The organism is Singulisphaera chitinilytica (genome assembly GCF_049331405.1).
Lineage (GTDB): Bacteria > Planctomycetota > Planctomycetia > Isosphaerales > Isosphaeraceae > PoT.
Genome location: NZ_CP186274.1, coordinates 8,030,484 through 8,048,712, shown reverse-complemented (window position 1 = coordinate 8,048,712; position 18,229 = coordinate 8,030,484). Strand labels below are relative to the sequence as shown.

Genomic DNA, 18,229 nt, shown 5'->3' with positions numbered 1-18,229 from the left:
CTAGCAATCGCAATTCGTGAGCAACTGCCGACAGGCCGCATCCTGTTTTTTCTTTGGCCATCGGATCTCGTGCTCGACCGATTGCTAACTCATGATCAGGATAGGCTTTAGGGTAAGGCGGGGTCTGGGGGTATCTTGACGTCAGGGATGTGAGAAGCGAGGTGAATACGTTCGCTTTTGAAGCGTAAATCGTCCTGAAACGATTGGCAAAAATGATCCACAAAGGTATACGTTGGCCGTGACGTTTTGATCGGTTCGATCACGATCGGGATTCGTGGACCGGGAAGGGGAATCGGGCCAGCCAACCTTCTCGGCTAATGACAAGCACCTCGCTGGTTCCTCGACTCGATATGCAGGCAATCGCCGTGGAGAGGTCGAATGGGCGGACGCTCGAGCGGGTGAACTCGTTAGCACCACATCGGAGCCAGGTCAGAGACGAATCGTCGATGCCCGCGACGAGACCAGGGCGTGCGAGTGTCACCGCCTTGTACATCATCCGGGCGTCGGTCGAGTTGAACGCGAGAAGCTCGAGCCGCTCGGGCTCGACCTGGAAGCTCGCCCAATGGATCGCGCCGTGGGGGCCGAGCCCGGCGAACTCGAGTGAGTCGGAACTGCTTCTCAAGTGAGAAATGGAGACGCGGTCAAGACTACCGATCGATGCATTCGAAGGGCGCCAGGCCAGGCCGGTTATCTCCGGTTTCGGCCCTTCTCTCTGCAAGACCCACTCGCGGCCGTTGTGATAGAAGACCGAGCAATATCGCCCGGGCTCCTCGGTTTCGAGCAGGATCACGGCCACCGGCGAGTCTTCCGTGTGAGGTAGATTCTGGATCTCCAGGGAATTGAGCGAACCCATCTCGTGGATCTGTAAGGCGGTGCCGTTCCAGAGGCCGAAGATCGCCAAGGCATCGCGCTGGAGTACGGACGTGAGCCAGGCGTTCGAAACGTCGGCGACCGTCATGCTGAAGCCGGGTTTGTAGCTGCCGTCCGCCTGCCTCGCGTGAGTGTGGAGGAGACCGATGTCGCCTTGAGGGGAACCGAGGGTGACGACGACCTCGCCATCGCTCGTGGCCACGATCCCGCGGACCGTGGATCCCGCGCCGGACACCCGTATCAGGCGAGAGTCGGAGGGGCGGAAGCCGTAGATGAAGCCGTCGTCGAAGCCTATGAAGACTTCGTCGGTATCCCACGATGAGGCGACCGCAGTGACACTCCCGTCATGGATGAACGTACGCCCCTCCTCGCCTCGCTTCGGCTGCAATGGTATCGGCCGATCCTGGGCGCTCTTCGCCGCATAATTGGCGTCCACCAGTAGAGGAGCCGACCAGGCTGAGGACGTGGCGAAGAGCGTCGAGACGGCCGATTGGCCGGATCGACCAGGTTCGAGTTCCTGACGAAGCTTCTTCGCGAGGCCGATCAAGGCGCGGTCGTTCAAATCCGCGCGGGCCGCAGATAGCTCCGATCGGTCCGCGAGCTTGCGGAGGAAGGTGTAATAGGACTCGGCCTGCTGGATCTGCCCGGCCGGTTCGAGATGGAGGTCCACCTCGTCGAGTAGGTTCCTCGGCAGTGCGGTCGCTCCCTCGTCGAGTTGGAGGAGGATCGTCGCCTGGGCGCAGGCAACGGCATTGCCGGCGGGACGTTGGCTCCAACCGGTCGCGTAATACTCGAGTGCCGCCTTCGCGTCGAAGCCTTTCCCCTGCATCAGCTTGCCGGCGCCGAGGTAATCCTGCGATTTCCTCACCAAATGTTCGGCGGCGATCCGGTATTCGTCTCTGGCACCTTGTTCGTCACCCAGGCGTCGGAGCAAGTCGCCGGCCGACTCGTGTTCCCCGGCCTTGCGATACAAGGCCACGGCTCGTTCCAGGTCGCCGGCCGATTCGAAAGCCTTGGCGGCTCCTCTATGGTCGTTGAGCCGTTGGAGCAGGACTGCGGCGGCATCGCGATGAAGGCCTCCGAGCGTGAGCGCGACGGCGGCGGCGCGATAGTCGCCCAGCAGGGCTCCCTGGATGTACGCCGCACGGCGAAAGTCCCCCGCGGCGGTCGCCTCGGCGGCGGCCTTCTGATACTCGCGCCGAAGTTCGGCCAGGATCTGGTCTTCGCTCTGCCAGTAGATCGAACCGCCACCTCGGGAGCCTGGGCCCAGGATCGAGGCGAGAGTGTAGGCCAGGTTTCTCTCCGGGAGCCGTGTCCCATCACTTCTTGATCCACCACGCGGGCTGCTGGAACCACCCAGGCGGATGGCATGCCTCAGGGCGTTTTCCCTGTTGCCCTCACGGAATTCGCGGAGGAGGTCTCGAAGCGCCGCGGATTGCTTGCCCAGGACCGCCTGGTTAATTTCCCGACTGGCTTCCATGCCCGAGTTTGCCAGGCGAGCTCCTTTCTCGGCGAGCCCCTTGGCGTTCAGCTTGTTCCCCAGCCACATCAAAGCCCGACCAATCCCGAAGGAAGCCGCCCCCCGCAAGGGAGCCTGAGGCTTTCCCATGCCCGGCTGGTCCGCGGCCTCGGTTTGATCGTCGGAGAGTTCCTCGGTGATGCCCGGGACGGGCTCGAGCGGGATCTGGATATCGATCTCGACGATTCGGTCGAAGTGTCGCGTGGGGGCGGGGAATGGCTTCCATTCGCCACGCTTCACGGTCTGGACATGGATCAACGAGCCCAGCGGCAATGGAGCATGCGGGTCGAAGGTGACGACGCGCGACCAGGGGAGGAAGATATAACCCCTGTCGCGGGCCAGGCCTTGGGCCTCGTCGGCGAGAAGGCTCGGGATCAGGTCGGCATCGCTGGGGATGAAGAGATTCTGGGCGAGTAACAGGAGTCGGATCGCGTTGGGGATCGACACACCTTTGCCGGGTGCCCTGTTGAGGAGGAACCCTTCGCTCGTCGCGAACACGTGCCCTTCCGGATCGAGGCCCAGCGAGGCGCAAAGCTCGAGCATCGCCTTCACGGTCCATCCCGGGAGGAAGAGCGCGTCCGTTGCCGAGCTCTCCGGCCTGCGGCGAAGTCGGAATTCCGTCTTCATCGGACCCCCTTCGGCTCTTTGGGAGAGGCCTGGAGCAGGACCTTGCCGATGCGTTCGGCAGCATCGGGTGTCGCGACCCCCCCGAGGACTTGCGAAGGACCGAGCCTAGTTCCGTTGCTCATCCAGGCGGCGACATGGGAGTCGACCAGCAGAAACACGCAGAGGAATCTCGACTGGGAATCGAACAGATAAATGTGGTCGAAGGCGTCGACGAGCGCCGTCATCGTGGCGATCGTCGCCCCACGTTGGAACCGGGCCTCGTCGTAACGCAGGCCGTCATTCCGCGATCCCAACTTGGCGTAGATAGGAGGTCCCGAGTAACTCCTCAACTCGAAAATGCTATGGTTTGGCTGTATGACCTCGACTCCGAGGATACCGTCATCCCAGTGCAACAAACGAGCCTCGTTCTTGCGCCGGATCGCGAGGAACTTCGATCCCAGGTTGAGGGTCAGGTCCGACGGATTCGGGGAGCCCTCGGTTTTGAGGAAGGTCGAATTCCGGGACCAGGTGTTATAGACCTCGACGCGATTCTTCCCCACCCTGAGGCCGACCCGGCGCGCGTTCCGTCGCAAGGCGAAACCCTCGCAGTTTCGCTCGACGTTGATCGTGGCCAGCGGGTTGCGAGATCGCATGGAGAAGAGCACGAGGATCCTCCGATGAGAGGTCCCTAAAATGGCTCCGTAGACCCCGCCAGAAGCCTTCCTGGCGATGACCGAAGCTCCGATCAGGATGGGCCGGCCTTCAGCTTTTGGCACGTGGCTCCTGGTGATGCCACTTGAACCTCCCAGCAGGATCGAGCCCGTGGATGAGTCGAGCTCCAGGGTGAAATCCGAATCGGACTCTTTTGAGCCGATATCGCCGACTCCGGCGCTCGACCGCTTGGCGTTGTACTGGTCGAGCTGGAGGCGAGCGATGGCCAGGTTCCAGGCCTGAGTGGCTCGCGTGGAGTTATGCGTCGGAGGTTGAACCGGGGATGTCGTGCTACGCAAGGCTTTGGCGGCCAGGTCGATGGCCACGACCCCTTCGGAGCCGGTCCGCACGATCGCACAATGAAGTTCATTAATGTACGAATATTCCGCCGTCTCGACGTCAATCGAGCCCAGGTTATGGATCTTGCACATCCGGGACCGGAAGTCGTAGTGGACCAGGACCGACACCGAGCCCTGGCGGCCTGCGAGCACGAAGCCGCCGATGACGCCGAGCACCCTGCAGATCGAGGCCAGAGGGCGATCACCCACGATGGCGCGAGGTAGAGCCTCGGCGGTTGCAGTCTCTCCGACGCAACTCCAGCTCGCGATCAGCCCACTGGCCGTCGCGATCATGAGCCGATCCCCGGACACGTCCAGGTCGAAGAGGTGATCCTCCACCTTGTCGAAACAAGGTTGGAAGAAAAAGGGGAAGTCGGGGAACTCCACGGCCCCCTTCCAACGCGCCGGAGGTTCGGGGAAACCCGACTGCGGCTGCGGAGGATCAGCGGCGGGGGCTTCGAGCTTCGGCGGCGAGACCCTTGACTGGCTCCGAGGGATCGCGACCCCGTGTCGGAGGTCGCTGAGGACCAGGCGTCCGTCATCGTCCGCCGTCGCGGCGAAGAGCCGGGTCGTCTTGCCTTCGACCCAGGCAGAAGCGAGCACGTCTTGGCTCTCGAGGCTCCGGGGATGAGTCAGCAGCACGACGTCGTATTGGCGTTCGCCGAGCGAATCCAGCAGCGTCCTGAGTGCGGATGCTGGGCTCAAGGTCAGGTCGCTCGCGCCGAGCTTCCTCCCCAGCGATTCGGCATCGAGTTGGAGTGGATCCCATGCGGGCAGAGGCTCGCCAGTTGTCGCAATCCGAACGGAGAACCCGGCGCGTTCCGCCCGGCGAGCGAGGGCCATCAGCGACGCGACGAGGATCGGGCGGACCTCTCCCCAGGTCCGGACGCCCTGATCCAAAAGGAGGATCAACTCGAGATTGAAGGGGGACTGCGGCGTCTCGCGCTGGAAATAGAGGAGCTCATTCTGCGAGAAGCGTCGGACGAACTCGTCGGAGTCGAGGACGAGTTGTGATGGGACGATCTGCTCGGGCAAGCCACGGGTGGACAGATCCGAATATCCTCCCGTGGGGACAATCGTGGACTGCCGGTCCCTCGGGGGTAGGGTGAGCATGCCCTCGATCGCGGAAACGAGGGCTAGCGCCGAAGCGAGGCGAGGTTGGCCGGCGGCGTAGTCGAAGGCCTCGTGGATCGAGCGGGGCAGCTTCGGGACGAGGTCGGCCGGCAGGTCCTCGCGCAAGTCGCAGCCGTGTTTCAGCCAGTGGACGAGTTGGTCGCGGGGCATGCCCCTCAGGGCGTCCGTGAGGAATTTCTCGAAGGCTTGCGGCTCCAGCGAGGCGATCTCGCCCCGCTCGGCTTCGTCCCCCTGGCGATCGGCGTCGAAGGCACTCCGACGCCTTCGCTTCAACTCTTCGAAGAGCAGTTTCGAAGCAGGCGGGTCGTTCGATCGCTCCAGGTCCCGGGTCAGGAAGGCGAGCAAGGCCCCCGCATTTCGCAAGGGGCGTCCGAGGGAGTGGAACTCGCCACTCAGGCTTGTGGATTGAACGATCTGAGTCGTGTACGAATACCTTATCCCCAGACCGAGCTCATGCAGGAAGTGCAGGACATAACTGAATGGGATGAGCTCCTCGCGCGTGCGAAACCCTTCGAGGAGCAGGCCGATCTCCTCACTCATGGCGAAGGTGCAGCCGACCTCTCGTCCTTGGGCGCGATATTCGACCGCCTCGAGGTTGTCGCTCCAGCGCAACCCTCCGAGCCAGCGGGCGTATTCGTCGGGGATCGCGAGATATCGCTGGACCTGGATCATGGCGACGACTCGCGAAGCGCGAGCCTGATGCTCGCTCGGCTCAGGTTACGAAAGGCCGAACCCGGGACGATCTCTATGCCCTCGTCCTGGAAGATCGCAATCTCACCGAGGGCGAGATTCAACGCATGACAGAGCACCAACTCGGTCAGGTCTGGTTCAACGGACCAACCGAGCGGGACCAGGACGCGATTGCCCCAGAATCTCAGAGCCTCCTCGATGGCAGGAAGTTCGGCCCCGCGGACGATCACCCGTTGGCTACATCGAGCCCCGACCAGGTTCTCGATCCGATGAGAAAACACGCTCTCGGCCCAGCCTGAGAGAGTCTCGATATCGCAGACGATCGCCGTGGTCGTCTTCATCTCGTCGTCGGCCACGAGTGAGAGCGGCGCGGGCGAAGGGAGTCTTCCGGGCGGGGGGCTTCCGGTGATCGGTGCGGGGAAGAGCACACTCGCCAGTGGTCGTTGCTCGGCCGATGGATCGATCGAGACGTCGAAGGCCGGGACGCGATGCCCGGGGCGATACCATTGTCCCCCTCGTTGGATAAATAGCTCGACCCCCGAGATCGGTAACACCCGGTTCAGGACGGGATGCTCCTTCGGGTTCCACCGAACCCAGGCAAGGTCGCCGATCTGGGCGACGAGGATGCCGGACAGATGACGCAGGTCGGCCATCGCCACGAGATCCTTCGAGGGCAAGCAGGCGCAAGAGACATCATCGAGCGGACTCGGCATGGTTCAACCGATCCTTCGAAACAATTGAGCCACGCGATCGGTCAGGTGGCGACGGATCGACTCATCGGAAATCCATCCCGCGTGATCGGAGAGCTCGCCAAGCCGCTCACGCATCCGGGCGACGCTGGCGAGTCGGAGTTCGCCTTTCCTCGTCTCCGCCTCGATCGCATCCAACTCCTTGGCGATCTCCTCGGCCGAGAGCCCGCGTGTCTTGCTCGACATGGGGTGCCTGGGCAGATCCGAACTCGCCGAGTCGACGACCCCGGAGACCAGCGATCCCAGCGGCCCAATCTGCTCCTCGCGGTCCCAGACGTAGCGGAGGACCCAGAAGTCTGAGACCGCCGCGACGCTCCGGCCGCATAGCACGGCCGAGGCGGCCACGAGCTTCAGGATTTTCACCGAACGTCGGTCGGAGAGAGCGACGCCGAGGTCGCGGACCTTGAAGATCAGGTCCGAATAAGGCGTCAGGATATCCGTAAGTTCAACCTTCTGGACGAGTTGGGAGAGCCCTCGGAGGTCGGCCGCCGAGACCGTCGTCTGCGGCGGTTTGGCCGTCTCGAGCTCCCAGCCGGCCACGAGTAGGCGCGGCATGGCGTCTCTCGGGACCTGACCGACGTGGCAGCGAAGCAGGAAGCGGTCGAAGAGGGCGCGGAGGGTGTCGTCCTCGGGGACGTGGTTCGATGCCGCGAACAGGGAGAGCAGGGGGAGCGAATGACGCTCGGCACCCCGGCGATAGACCCGTTCGTTGAGCACGGAGAGGAGATTATTCAAGATGGCGCTGTTAGCATTGAAGAGCTCGTCGAGGAAGACGAATTCGGCCTCGGGAAGCATCCCCGTCGTGACGGTGGCGACGGTCCCCTCACGCAGCTTGACGAGGTCGATCGGGCCGAAGATTTCGTTGGGCTCGGAGAAACGCGTCAGCAAATATTCAAAGTAATGGCCATGCACCGCGCCGGCGAAGAGCCGGATGATCGCCGACTTCGCCGTACCGGGCGGGCCGTGGAGGAAGAGGTGTTCCCCGGCGACCGCCGCTAGCACGATCAGGTCCACGACCTCATCGCGGCCGATGAAACGCTGCTTCAAGACATCAACGACTTCCTGGTGTAACTTTTCGATGACCGGCTCAGGCAACGGACTCGCTCCTTAGTTTCTTCCGGTAGAAACCGCTCGCTTCACGTCTTCGAGTGCCCACTCGATATATTCGCCGGTCGCCCCTCCACCCTTCCAGGCCTCGTCCTGGCGGAGTATCCATCGCTCGGAATAAATCATGAGCAATCCATGGTGATCCGAGAATTCGGGCTTTGTGCTCGGGGCTTCGTCGATGTCGGCGAGCACTCCCGAAAGGGGCCATTGTCTCAGAACCTGCGTGAGCATAACGACAAGCGGATCATCGGGCCGGCTCGCTCGGGCTCGCCGGAGGAGATGCGGGAGGTAGCGGAAGACGATGTCTGCCGACAGGTGGTCTGCGGCCGTATGAGGAACCCGCGACATCCTGAGCCGGCTGCTTAGCACTTCGGGCGTTTCCGAATGATCGACCAGCGCGATGGCAGCCTGCATGAACAGTCGGCTAGCCTCCATCGCGACCCTGGGCTCGAAGGCAATGGGCGGGCCGGCGACGTTCAGGCTATGCTCGGCGAATGCCTCCGCCAGGAACTCCTCGGCGCCAGCGGTGGATAGTCCGCCGACGTGATCGATGGGAACGATCAGCGTTCCATTATAGAAGAGCTCACGCAGGATTTCGGTGAGGTCGTTCATCAAAGAAAGCGTTCTCACGTTCATGCATCGTCGAGAGCAGGCCGTTTCAATGTTCCTGGAGCCCGAACCTTCGTCCAGATGAGTGCTGCTCCGATGGGTCTGGCTTTTAACATATCCAAGACCATGGCGTCGTCGCGAGTGCCCGAGATCAGTCTCTCGCGACGACCCTTGTGTTCGCTCCGCGGAATCAAAGGTGATAGAGGGGCCCGTATTTTTCCTTCAGCGAGCGGATCAGGGGGCGATGGTCGATCTCCGAGCCGGTCACCTTCTTGATGAGCTGCGATGAGGTGTATCGCTGCCCGTGCTGGTGCACGTTCTGGCGGAGCCACTCCAGCAAGAGATGAAACTCGCCTCGCTCGAACGCCTTCGTCTGATCGCCGAGGTCGGAGTTGGCCTTATCAAAGAGCTGAGCGGCGAAGACATTGCCCAGGCTATAAGTCGGGAAGTAGCCGAAGAGGCCCGCGCTCCAATGGATGTCCTGGAGGCATCCTTCGGCATCGTTGTCAGGCCGTACTCCCAAATATTGTCGATACTTGTCGTTCCAGGCTCCCGGGACATCGGCGACGGCCAGATCACCCGAGATGAGAGCCTGCTCGAGCTCGAACCGGATGAGGATGTGGAGGTTGTACGTCACCTCGTCCGCCTGGACCCGGATTAGCGACGCCTCGACCTGATTCACGGCGAAGAGGAAGGCCTCGGGTGAGGTCTCATGGAGCGCGTCGTGGAAGACCTGTTTCGCGATGGGGTAGAAGTGCCGCCAGAAGGCCGGGCTGCGGCCCACGGCATTCTCCCAGAGCCTCGACTGCGATTCATGCACGCCGAGCGAGATGGCCTCGCCCATGGGTGTCCCGTGATGTTCGGGCAGGAGCCCTTGGTCGTAGAGGCCGTGGCCGACCTCGTGCATGATGCCGAAGAGGGCCTCGGAGAGGTTGTTGGGGTTGAACCGGGTCGTGATCCGGCAATCTCCGGGCCCGATACCGCTGCAGAACGGGTGCGCCGCGACGTCGAGCCGGCCGCGGTGGAAATCGAAGCCGAGTACGCCCGCAACGGCCTCGCCGAAGACCTGCTGACGGTCGACGGGATAGGGTCGATTCAAGATCGACATGTCGGGTCGCTGCGTCGACGCGGCGATCGCGGCGACAAGCGGGACGAGCTCTTGCCGCAAGGATTCGAAGAGGACCGCCAACTCGCTGGACTTTGCCCCCGGCTCGTACTCGTCAAGTAGGGCGTCGTAGGCCGAGTCCGTGAAGCCGACGCACGCGGCCTCGCGCCTCTTGAGGTCGACGATCTTCTCCAGCCATGGCTGGAATTGGGCGAAACTCGACTTGCTCCTGGCCGCGACCCACTCCGACTGGGCGACCGATGTCGTTCGAGCCATCTCCTCGACCAGTTCGCGCGGGAGTTGCGTGGCGCGTCGGTACATTCGACCGATCTCGCGGATGTTCACGGCGGCGGGGGCTTCGTGATCCTCGACCAGCGACGATTCGCGAAGTTCGGCAATGAGTTCCCCGATTTTCGGATCCGTCAGCTTCTCGTGGTGCAGCCCGGCCAGCAACGCCATCTGATTGCCGCGGTGCTCCGAACCCCCCTTCGGCATATACGTCTGCTCGTCCCAGCCGAGCAAGGAGGCACAGGAGGCGAGCAGGCTGGCCTCTCGCGAACGCCGAATCAACTCTTCGTAGGAGGCTTTCAGATCCTTGGCCATAACTTCCTCGAAAACAATCATCGCCAGTCCGACCAACCAAGGTATTGTAGCGAATCAACCCAGGCTGGTCGAAACCCCCCTGAGCGGAGTGGTGCCGAGTTGCGGAGCATCTTTGAACGGGCTATCTTGCGCGCCCAGCCCCCCTCGCGGGTCTGCGATGGGGCGAGCCCAATTCCCAAGCCTGGCGAGGGTGCGCGCGATGTCCCTGGATGAGCTCGATCGTCGGCAATTCGTGAAGCGTCTGGTGCAGGCCGCCTCGGTGGGGGCGGCCGTCGCCGCCATCGACCCGGTCATCTATCCTACGGCCTCCGCGGCCGAGGCGAAGGTCGGGCTCGACCTCCTGCTCGACGAGCCGATCGGCACCATCAAGCCGGCTCTCTACGGCCATTTCGCCGAGCACATCGGCGGAGTCATCTACGATGGAATCTGGGTTGGGCCCGACTCCAAGATCCCGAACGTCGATGGTATTCGCAAAGACGTCATCGATCACGTCAAGCGTCTTGGCAAGGTCGTTGTCCGATGGCCCGGCGGATGCTTCGCGGACAAGTACCACTGGCGCGACGGCATCGGACCTCGCGACAAGCGACCTCGCCGGTTCGGCCGCTGGCGCGAGGAGACCGAGTCGAACCAGTTCGGCACGCACGAGTTCATGCGATTCTGCCGACTCTGCGACGTCGAGCCTTACTTCGCCGCCAACGTCGGCACCGGCTCGGCGGAAGAGTTTCAACAGTGGATGGAGTATTGCAATGCCCCGGCCGGCCGCACCACCCTGGCCGATGAGCGCGCAGCCAACGGCGACAACGCGCCGCTCGGGATCCGCTACTGGGGCGTCGGTAACGAAAGTTGGGGATGTGGTGGCAAATTCACCCCCGAAGATTACTGCGTCGAGTATCGGAAGTACACGGAGTGGCTCCCCGAGTTTGGCGTCCCGCTCTACCTCATCGCCGCCGGTCCCAACGGCCCCGACCTGGACTGGACAAGACGGTTCTTCAAGAAGTGGGCCGACTACGCCCGCGCCCCGCTCCACGGCTGGGCCTTGCACTACTATTGCGGCACGACCGGACATGCGCTGAAATTTACGCATGACCAGTGGTATGAGATGCTCCACAAGGCCAACCGCATGGAGACGCTGATCCAGGACAACTGGAAGTTGATGGGCGAACACGACAAGAACCATCAAGTCAAGCTGGTCATCGACGAATGGGGCGCCTGGCATCCCGAAGGCACCGAGATCAACAAGCGCCATCTCTTCGAGCAGATGGGCTGCCTGCGCGATGCCCTCGTCGCCGCGCTGACGCTCGATACCTTCAATCGTCACGCGGAGAAGGTGGACATGGCCAACGTGGCCCAGTTGGTCAACAACCTCCACACACTCTTCCTCGCCGACGGCGAGAAGTTCGTGGCAACGCCCAGCTTCCACGTCTTCGAGATGTATCGGCCCCACCACGGAGCCAAGGCCGTTCGGCTCGACGTCCAGTCGTCCGCGGTAGAGTTCCACGCAGGAGGGATGGGCCAGAAAATCTTCCGCGTCGCGGGATCGGCCTCGGTCACTGGTAAAAAGGCGACCGTGACCCTGGTCCACTCGCACGTCGACGAGCCCGCCGAAATTGCTTTGAAGCTGCACGGAGGAAATGCCTCTGAGGTCTCGGCAACGGTGCTTTCTCACAAGACCCTGAATGCACACAACACCTTCGATAACCCCTCCAATGTGACCCCGCATCGTGGCGAGGCATCGATCAAAGGCGGCGAGGTGCGGATTATCCTCGAGCCGGCGTCGGTGACCCGGCTCGACCTTATGCTCGCCTGACGATCAAACTCAGCGGAGCAACCTTCGCAGCGCCTTCCCCGAAGGACTGCGAGGGATGCTCTCGAGGAACTCGACGGCTCGTGGTAGCTTGAACGAAGCGACGAGGGGCTGGAGATATTCCACGACCTCGGTGCAGGTCCACGACGAGCCCGATTTCAGGACGACGAACGCCTTGACGACCTCGCCCCGATCCGGGTCGGGAACCCCCACGACCACGGCATCGGCCACGCTCGGATGCCGGTGCAAGACCTCCTCGACGTCGCGCGGGTAGACCTTCTCCCCGCCGACGTTGATCATGTCCTTCGCTCGGTCGACGATGAAGACATATCCTTCATCGTCGATGCGGACGATATCCCCCGTCTTGAACCAGCCATCCGGGGTGAAGACGCTGGACGTCGCCTCGGGACGCTGGAAGTACCCTGCAGAAATCGCGGTCCCGCGAGCCCAGAGTTCGCCCACGCCCCCGGGCTCGACGTCCACGCCATCGGGAGTCGAGATCTTCAGCACCGTATCTCCCATCGCCCGCCCGCAAGAGCCCGGCTTCAGCTGCGAGCAAGGCGTCGTGGTTATGACGGGGCTCGTTTCCGTCAGACCGTAAGACTCGGCATAGCCGACCTTCCAGTCACGACGGAGCACCTCGATCAACTCGAGCGGCATCGGGGCCGCGGCGCAGAGGACGGTTCGAAGGCTGGCGAGGTTCCGCTGTCCGATGCTCGGAGATTTGGCCATGTAATTAATCATCGTCGGCACCGCCATCAGGACGGTCGGGTGGGACTCGTCGATGAGGTCGAGGAGGGCCTCGGTCCGATAGCGGCGGATGATGATCGCGGTGGCCTTCGCGGCCATCGCACCGAGGATTCCGTTGATGAGCCCCCAGCAGTGGAAGAGAGGTGCCGCGATGAGCAGGCGATCGTCGGAGTTGTAATGAACCGAGGAGAACTGGACGGCGTTGTCCAGGATATTGCGGTGGGTGAGCATCACTCCCTTGGGAGAGCCGGTCGTCCCCGAGGTGTAGAGCAGGCTCGCCAGCTCTTCGGGCGCGGTCTCTACGGCCTCGAACTGCGCGCCAGCCGACTCGTAAGCCCGATTGAAGCTGCGGAGTCCACTCGCAGGGAAGTCCGTCCCGGCGATGAGCGTCTCCTCCGTCCCGAGGGCCTCTGCCAGGGGCTTAAGCGACTCCCAGCGCGTCTCGTCAGTGATGAGTATCTTCGCCCTGGAATCGGCGACGACGAGTCGCACTTCCTCGGGCTTGAGTGAGGCGTTGACGACGTTCGGCACGACCCCGGCCTTGAGTGCCCCGAGGTATGCGACGACCAGTTCAGGGCAACTCTCCAGGTAGAGGGCGATCACATCGCCGCGACTAACGCCGAGGCTCGCCAGCAAGTTGGCACAACGGTTCGTGAGCACGTCCAGTTCGGCATGGTTGAAGACCGTCCCCTCAAACTCGAGGGCCGAATGGTCGGGGCGCGCACGCGTTGCGTCGATCAAGAGGCGGACGAGATTCATCGCACTTCTCCCAGCCACGAGACACCGATAGTGTGGGCCTCGAGGAGTCGACCGAGCTCGTTTCATGAAGGGGCGGTATGAGCAGTTTACCTGTGATACGATCCTTCGGAAGCAGAATCATCGGCCCCGACCGATTTTTGCTCAGGACGATCCGCCGATCACTTCATGCGGCACTTGGCCATGACGTATCCGGGGCCTCGATGTCTCAATCCCAGGGAGATGACCCTGAAATGACCGGACCGAAAAATCGACGCGAATTCCTAGGAGCCGCCGCCACGGCGACCTTCGCCGGCTCCCTGAGCCGGCAGGCGAAAGCCGCCGAGCAGGAGAACCCGATTCGCGTGGTCGTCTGGGACGAACGTCAGCCTGCGCAGAAGCAGGCCTACGAGAATTTCCTGGGCAACGCCATCGCAGACCACCTTCGGGCACGGCCCGGAATCAGCGTGAATTCCGTCTGCCTTGACGATCCGGAACAAGGCATTGGCGACGGGAACCTCGACGCCTGCGACGTTCTGATCTGGTGGGGCCACGTCCGCCAGGCGGAAATCAGCCCCCAGGTCGGTCAGAAGATCGTCGGGCGGATCAAGGCGGGGATCCTCTCGCTGATCGCGCTCCATTCCGCGCACTGGTCGACACCTTTCGTCGAAGCTATGTATGAACGAACCCGCATGGATGTCGCCGCGATCTTGAGTCGATCGGGCGACGAGCAGGCCGAGATTGAGGAAGTGCCGCCCCCGAAGCGCTACACAGTCCCGAAGGCCGATGCAGCCCTCACGCCGAGCCTCCGTCTTAGGAAATTCCCCGGCGGAAAGACGAAGGCCAGGGTCTATCTGCCTCTTTGCTGCTTCCCGGCCTATCGGGCGGATGGGAAGCCGAGTGCGGTGCGCGTCCTGAAGCCGACTCATCCGATTGCCGCGGGAATCCCCGCGCGATTCGAGATACCTCAAACCGAGATGTATGACGAGCCGTTCCACGTCCCCGAGCCCGATGAAGTGGTCTTCGAAGAGCGTTGGGAGCCTGGAGAATGGTTCCGCAGCGGCATGGTCTGGAACCTGGGGAAGGGGAGGGTCTTCTACTTCCGCCCGGGGCATGAGACATACCCGGTCTATCGCCAGGAACTCCCGCTCGAGATCATCGCCAATGCGACGCGATGGCTGGCGAAATCGCGGGGCTGAGACACCCGCGCAAGATCGAGATGTGGATGAGTTTCGTCTCGAAATCTCCCCAGGAATTTCGTGGCCGGGGCCTCGATCAGGGTTGTGGAATCGGCCCTACCGCTCGGCTACACTGACGGCGATTGTGGCGAGGCCATGCAAGCTATAGGTCCAGAGGGGTCAGATCTGATGAAATCTGTTTTCGCGCGGGGGCTGTTCCGATTGGCAGGAGGACTACTTGTGCTGGGCGCGGGGGTCGTCCAGCCGGCGAGTGCCGAGGTGAAGCTCCCGAACATCTTCACCGAGCACATGGTCCTCCAGCGGGGCCAGAACGACAAGGTCTGGGGATGGGCGAAGCCGGGCGAGGAAGTGACGGTCACGATCGAGGGTCAGGCCAAGTCGTCGAAGGCCGACGACAAGGGCAAGTGGGCCGTGACGCTCGATCCCCTCAAGGCGGGCGGCCCCTTCACCCTGACGATCAAGGGTGAAAACACCATCACATTCAGTGATGTCCTGGTCGGAGAGGTCTGGGTCTGCTCCGGCCAGTCGAACATGCAGTGGCCGGTGCTCGCGGCGAACGACGGTGAGCTCGAGATCATGGCGGCCAAGTACCCGAAGATCCGGCTCATCTCGGTCCCTCAGGTCGGGACCCAGGAGCCGAAGGAGAACTTCGAGGGGGCGTGGAAGGCTTGCACACCCGAGACCGTGGGCAACTTCTCGGCCGTGGGCTTCTTCTTCGGACGTCAGTTGCACGAAACCCTCAGGGTGCCCGTCGGCTTGATCAATGACGCCTGGGGCGGCTCGGCCTGCGAGGCCTGGATCAATCGCGAGAAGCTGACCGCCGACGGCCGTTTCAAGGAATTGCTCGCCCACTGGGAGCTGCGCGAGAAGAAACTGCCGGAGGCCAAGGCCGCCTACCAGAAGGCCCTCGCCGAGTGGAAGGCCGAGGCGGAAAAGGCCAAGGCCGAAGGTAAGAAGCCTTCTCCGGCGCCCCATGACCCCGAGGCCGAAATGCACGGGAACCATCGCCCGGGCAATATCTACAATGGCGTGCTCAGGCCCACCATCGGCTATGGCATCAAGGGCGCGATCTGGTATCAAGGCGAGTCGAACGCAAGCCGAGGCTACCAGTACCGCGACCTCTTTCCTTTCATGATCAAGCTCTGGCGTGAAGAGTGGGGTATCGGCGACTTCCCGTTCTATTGGGTCCAGCTCGCCGACTTCATGGCGGAGAAGCCGACCCCCAGCGACAGTGCATGGGCCGAGTTACGAGAAGCCCAAACGATGACCATGTCCAAGCTCCCGAACACCGGGGAGGCCGTGATCATCGACCTCGGCGAGGCCAATGACATTCACCCGCGTAACAAGCAGCGCGTGGCAATGCGGCTGGCTCGGTGGGCCCTCGCCAAGGACTACGGCATTCGCGTGGCCCACCAGAGCCCGACGTACAAGTCCTTCGAAAAGCAGGGCAACAAGATCGTCCTCACCTTCGACCACGTCGGTTCCGGGCTCAGGACCATTGACGTCTCTGAGTTGAACGGATTCGCCGTGGCGGGGGTTGACAAGAAGTTCGTCTGGGCCAAGGCCAAGTTCGTGGGTAACGACAAGGTCGAGGTCTGGGCGGACAGCGTTTCCGAGCCGACCGCCGTCCGGTACGCCTGGGCCGACAACCCCGTCTGCAACGTCCTCAGCAAGGAAGGATTACCCCTCACCCCCTTCCGCACCGACGATTGGCCGGGCGTGACGATCAACATGAAATGACGTTGACCCCGATTCGAATCGTTGACGATCAGAGGAGGCCGGGTGTCCGAAGGGCGCGCCCGGCCTCTTCGGCTCTCTTTCGAAGTGTCCGCCATCCCCTGCCAGCCAAGGGACGAAGGCCGAACGACGCGACGAAATCGACAAGGAGTATCCGATGCTTTCCCGCTCGACATCAGCTCGACCCCGACTCCGACGTCTTCGCTGGTTCGCCCTCTTGCTCGCCTGGATGAGCTCGGGATTTCTTGCGCCGGATGCTCATGCTGAGGATGCCGACAGGCCGTTCGAGGTCCGCCTTCGCTCGCGACAGCCTCTCCAGGCCGATGCGAACCAGTATCGCGTGGTCGAGAAATCTGAGTCCTGGAAGCCGAACGAGACCGCCATCATCGTCTGCGACGTCTGGGACCTGCACCACTGCCTCAACGCCGTCCTTCGGGTCAAGGAGATGGCCCCCACGATTGAGCGAGTGTTGAAGACCGCACGGAAGCAAGGGGCCCTCATCATTCATGCCCCGAGCGACTGCATGGACAATTACAAGAATCATCCAGGACGCAAGCGGGCCATCGAGACCCCCAAGTCGTCCAACCTGCCGGCCGACATCGGCAAGTGGTGCTACAAGATTCCGTCGGAAGAGAAGGGGACCTACCCGATCGACCAGAGCGACGGCGGCGAGGATGACGACACGCAAGAGCATCAGCAGTGGGCCGAGCAACTCTCGGCGATGGGGAGGAACCCCAAGTCCCCCTGGAAGTCCGAGACCAACATGCTGACGATCGGCGACGCCGACTATATCAGCGACAAGGGGGACGAGATCTGGAGTGTGCTCGAAGTCCGGGGCATCCGCAACGTCATCCTCCTTGGTGTCCATACGAATATGTGTATTCTTGGACGTCCATTCGGCCTGCGGCAATTGGCGAAGAATGGCAAGAACGTCGTCCTTATGCGCGACATGACCGACACGATGTACAACCCGGCCCGAGCCCCCTTCGTGAGCCACTACGCCGGAACCGACTTGATCATTGAACATATCGAGAAGTTCGTCTGCCCCACGATTACATCCGACCAGATCCTGGGGGGGCATCCGTTTCGATTCAAGGCGGATCCCAGGCCTCGGGCCGCGCTGGTCGTGGCGGAGGATGAGTACAAGACCGACGAGACGGTCCCCGTCTTCGCCTCGGCCCAACTCATCAAGGATTACTATCTCGATTACATCCTCGCGAGCGACCGCGACCGCAATAGCCTGCCGTCGATCAACCTCCTGGAGAAGGCCGACACCGCTCTCATCAGCGTACGTCGCCGGGTCTTGCCGACCGAGCAGGTCGAGGCCCTCAAGCGGTTCGTCGCCTCGGGCAAGGGGATCGTGGGCATCCGAACGGCCAGCCACGCCTTCTCGCCTCGTGCCAATGAGCCGGTCCCGGAGGGGCATTCCTCCTGGGATGGTTTCGACGCCGAGGTCCTCGGCGGCAACTATCGGGGGCACCACGACGAGGGGTCTAACGTGAAAGTGACCGTCGCGAAGGATGGCGCGGAGCACCCTATCCTGGAAGGGGTCGACGCGGGCAAGCTCGAGGGACACGGCACTCTCTACAAGGTCAACCCCCTGGTGGCGACCGCCAAGCCGCTCCTCATCGGGGCGATACCCGACCATCCCGAGGAGCCCATCGCCTGGACCAATGCCCCGCCCTCTGGCAATCGGGTCTTCTACACCTCGCTCGGCCACCCCGGCGATTTCGCGTCTCCCGACTTCCAGAAATTGCTGAGAAACGCTTTCGAATGGACCACGGCGAATCACCACTCGCGGACCCCCGCGTCGACGGGCACCGAGTGAACCATCGTGGCGCCTTGCTTGGCCGGGGAATGACAGGATTGACGCACTGGCGGATGCAGACCCGCCAGTGCGTTTCGTTTCGTCGGCTTTCCCTGTCGTCATGAGCATGACGAGAGCACGATGACGCCGATTGGG

General features: G+C 62.6%; 11 protein-coding genes. 4 read left to right on the top strand and 7 right to left on the bottom strand.

What is annotated here, in order from left to right; genetic code table 11:
* Window positions 1-259: 259 nt before the first annotated feature.
* The 6 genes from ACOYYX_RS31405 to ACOYYX_RS31380 form a co-directional block, all read right to left on the bottom strand.
* Window positions 260-3,016, bottom strand: coding sequence for a hypothetical protein (locus tag ACOYYX_RS31405; protein ID WP_422926618.1), 2,757 nt, complete (start codon window positions 3,014-3,016; stop codon window positions 260-262).
* The gene (locus ACOYYX_RS31400; protein ID WP_422926617.1) at window positions 3,013-5,850 is read right to left on the bottom strand and encodes a hypothetical protein; all 2,838 of its coding nucleotides are present in this window, start codon (window positions 5,848-5,850) and stop codon (window positions 3,013-3,015) included. Before ACOYYX_RS31400 ends, ACOYYX_RS31405 begins: the two co-directional genes overlap by 4 nt.
* A complete protein-coding gene (locus ACOYYX_RS31395) occupies window positions 5,847-6,581 on the bottom strand; it encodes a hypothetical protein (protein ID WP_422926616.1) in 735 nt (244 codons plus the stop codon). Before ACOYYX_RS31395 ends, ACOYYX_RS31400 begins: the two co-directional genes overlap by 4 nt.
* A gap of 3 nt (window positions 6,582-6,584) precedes the next feature.
* Complete coding sequence (locus ACOYYX_RS31390) at window positions 6,585-7,712, bottom strand: AAA family ATPase (RefSeq protein WP_422926615.1); 1,128 nt, start codon at window positions 7,710-7,712, stop codon at window positions 6,585-6,587.
* 12 nt (window positions 7,713-7,724) lie between these two features.
* Window positions 7,725-8,354 carry a hypothetical protein gene (locus ACOYYX_RS31385; RefSeq protein WP_422926614.1) on the bottom strand — a complete coding sequence of 210 codons (630 nt, stop codon included), beginning with the start codon at window positions 8,352-8,354 and terminating at the stop codon, window positions 7,725-7,727.
* 169 nt (window positions 8,355-8,523) lie between these two features.
* Window positions 8,524-10,041 (bottom strand): carboxypeptidase M32, encoded by a 1,518-nt coding sequence (locus tag ACOYYX_RS31380; RefSeq protein ID WP_422926613.1) that lies wholly within the window; start codon window positions 10,039-10,041, stop codon window positions 8,524-8,526.
* 199 nt (window positions 10,042-10,240) lie between these two features.
* Between ACOYYX_RS31380 and ACOYYX_RS31375 the strand changes: the two genes are divergently transcribed.
* Window positions 10,241-11,848, top strand: coding sequence for an alpha-N-arabinofuranosidase (locus ACOYYX_RS31375; protein WP_422926612.1), 1,608 nt, complete (start codon window positions 10,241-10,243; stop codon window positions 11,846-11,848).
* A gap of 9 nt (window positions 11,849-11,857) precedes the next feature.
* On the opposite strand, the gene ACOYYX_RS31370 is transcribed toward ACOYYX_RS31375, so the two are convergent.
* A complete protein-coding gene (locus tag ACOYYX_RS31370; protein WP_422926611.1) occupies window positions 11,858-13,354 on the bottom strand; it encodes a class I adenylate-forming enzyme family protein in 1,497 nt (498 codons plus the stop codon).
* A gap of 230 nt (window positions 13,355-13,584) precedes the next feature.
* On the opposite strand from ACOYYX_RS31370, the gene ACOYYX_RS31365 reads away from it, so the two are divergent.
* The 3 genes from ACOYYX_RS31365 (at window position 13,585) to ACOYYX_RS31355 (ending at window position 18,094) form a co-directional block, all read left to right on the top strand.
* Window positions 13,585-14,529, top strand: coding sequence for a ThuA domain-containing protein (locus ACOYYX_RS31365; protein ID WP_422926610.1), 945 nt, complete (start codon window positions 13,585-13,587; stop codon window positions 14,527-14,529).
* 168 nt (window positions 14,530-14,697) lie between these two features.
* Window positions 14,698-16,269, top strand: coding sequence for a sialate O-acetylesterase (locus ACOYYX_RS31360; protein WP_422926609.1), 1,572 nt, complete (start codon window positions 14,698-14,700; stop codon window positions 16,267-16,269).
* Window positions 16,270-16,423: 154 nt separating this feature from the next.
* Window positions 16,424-18,094, top strand: a complete 1,671-nt coding sequence (locus ACOYYX_RS31355) for a ThuA domain-containing protein (RefSeq protein ID WP_422926608.1) — start codon at window positions 16,424-16,426, stop codon at window positions 18,092-18,094.
* The last annotated feature ends 135 nt before the right edge of the window (window positions 18,095-18,229 follow it).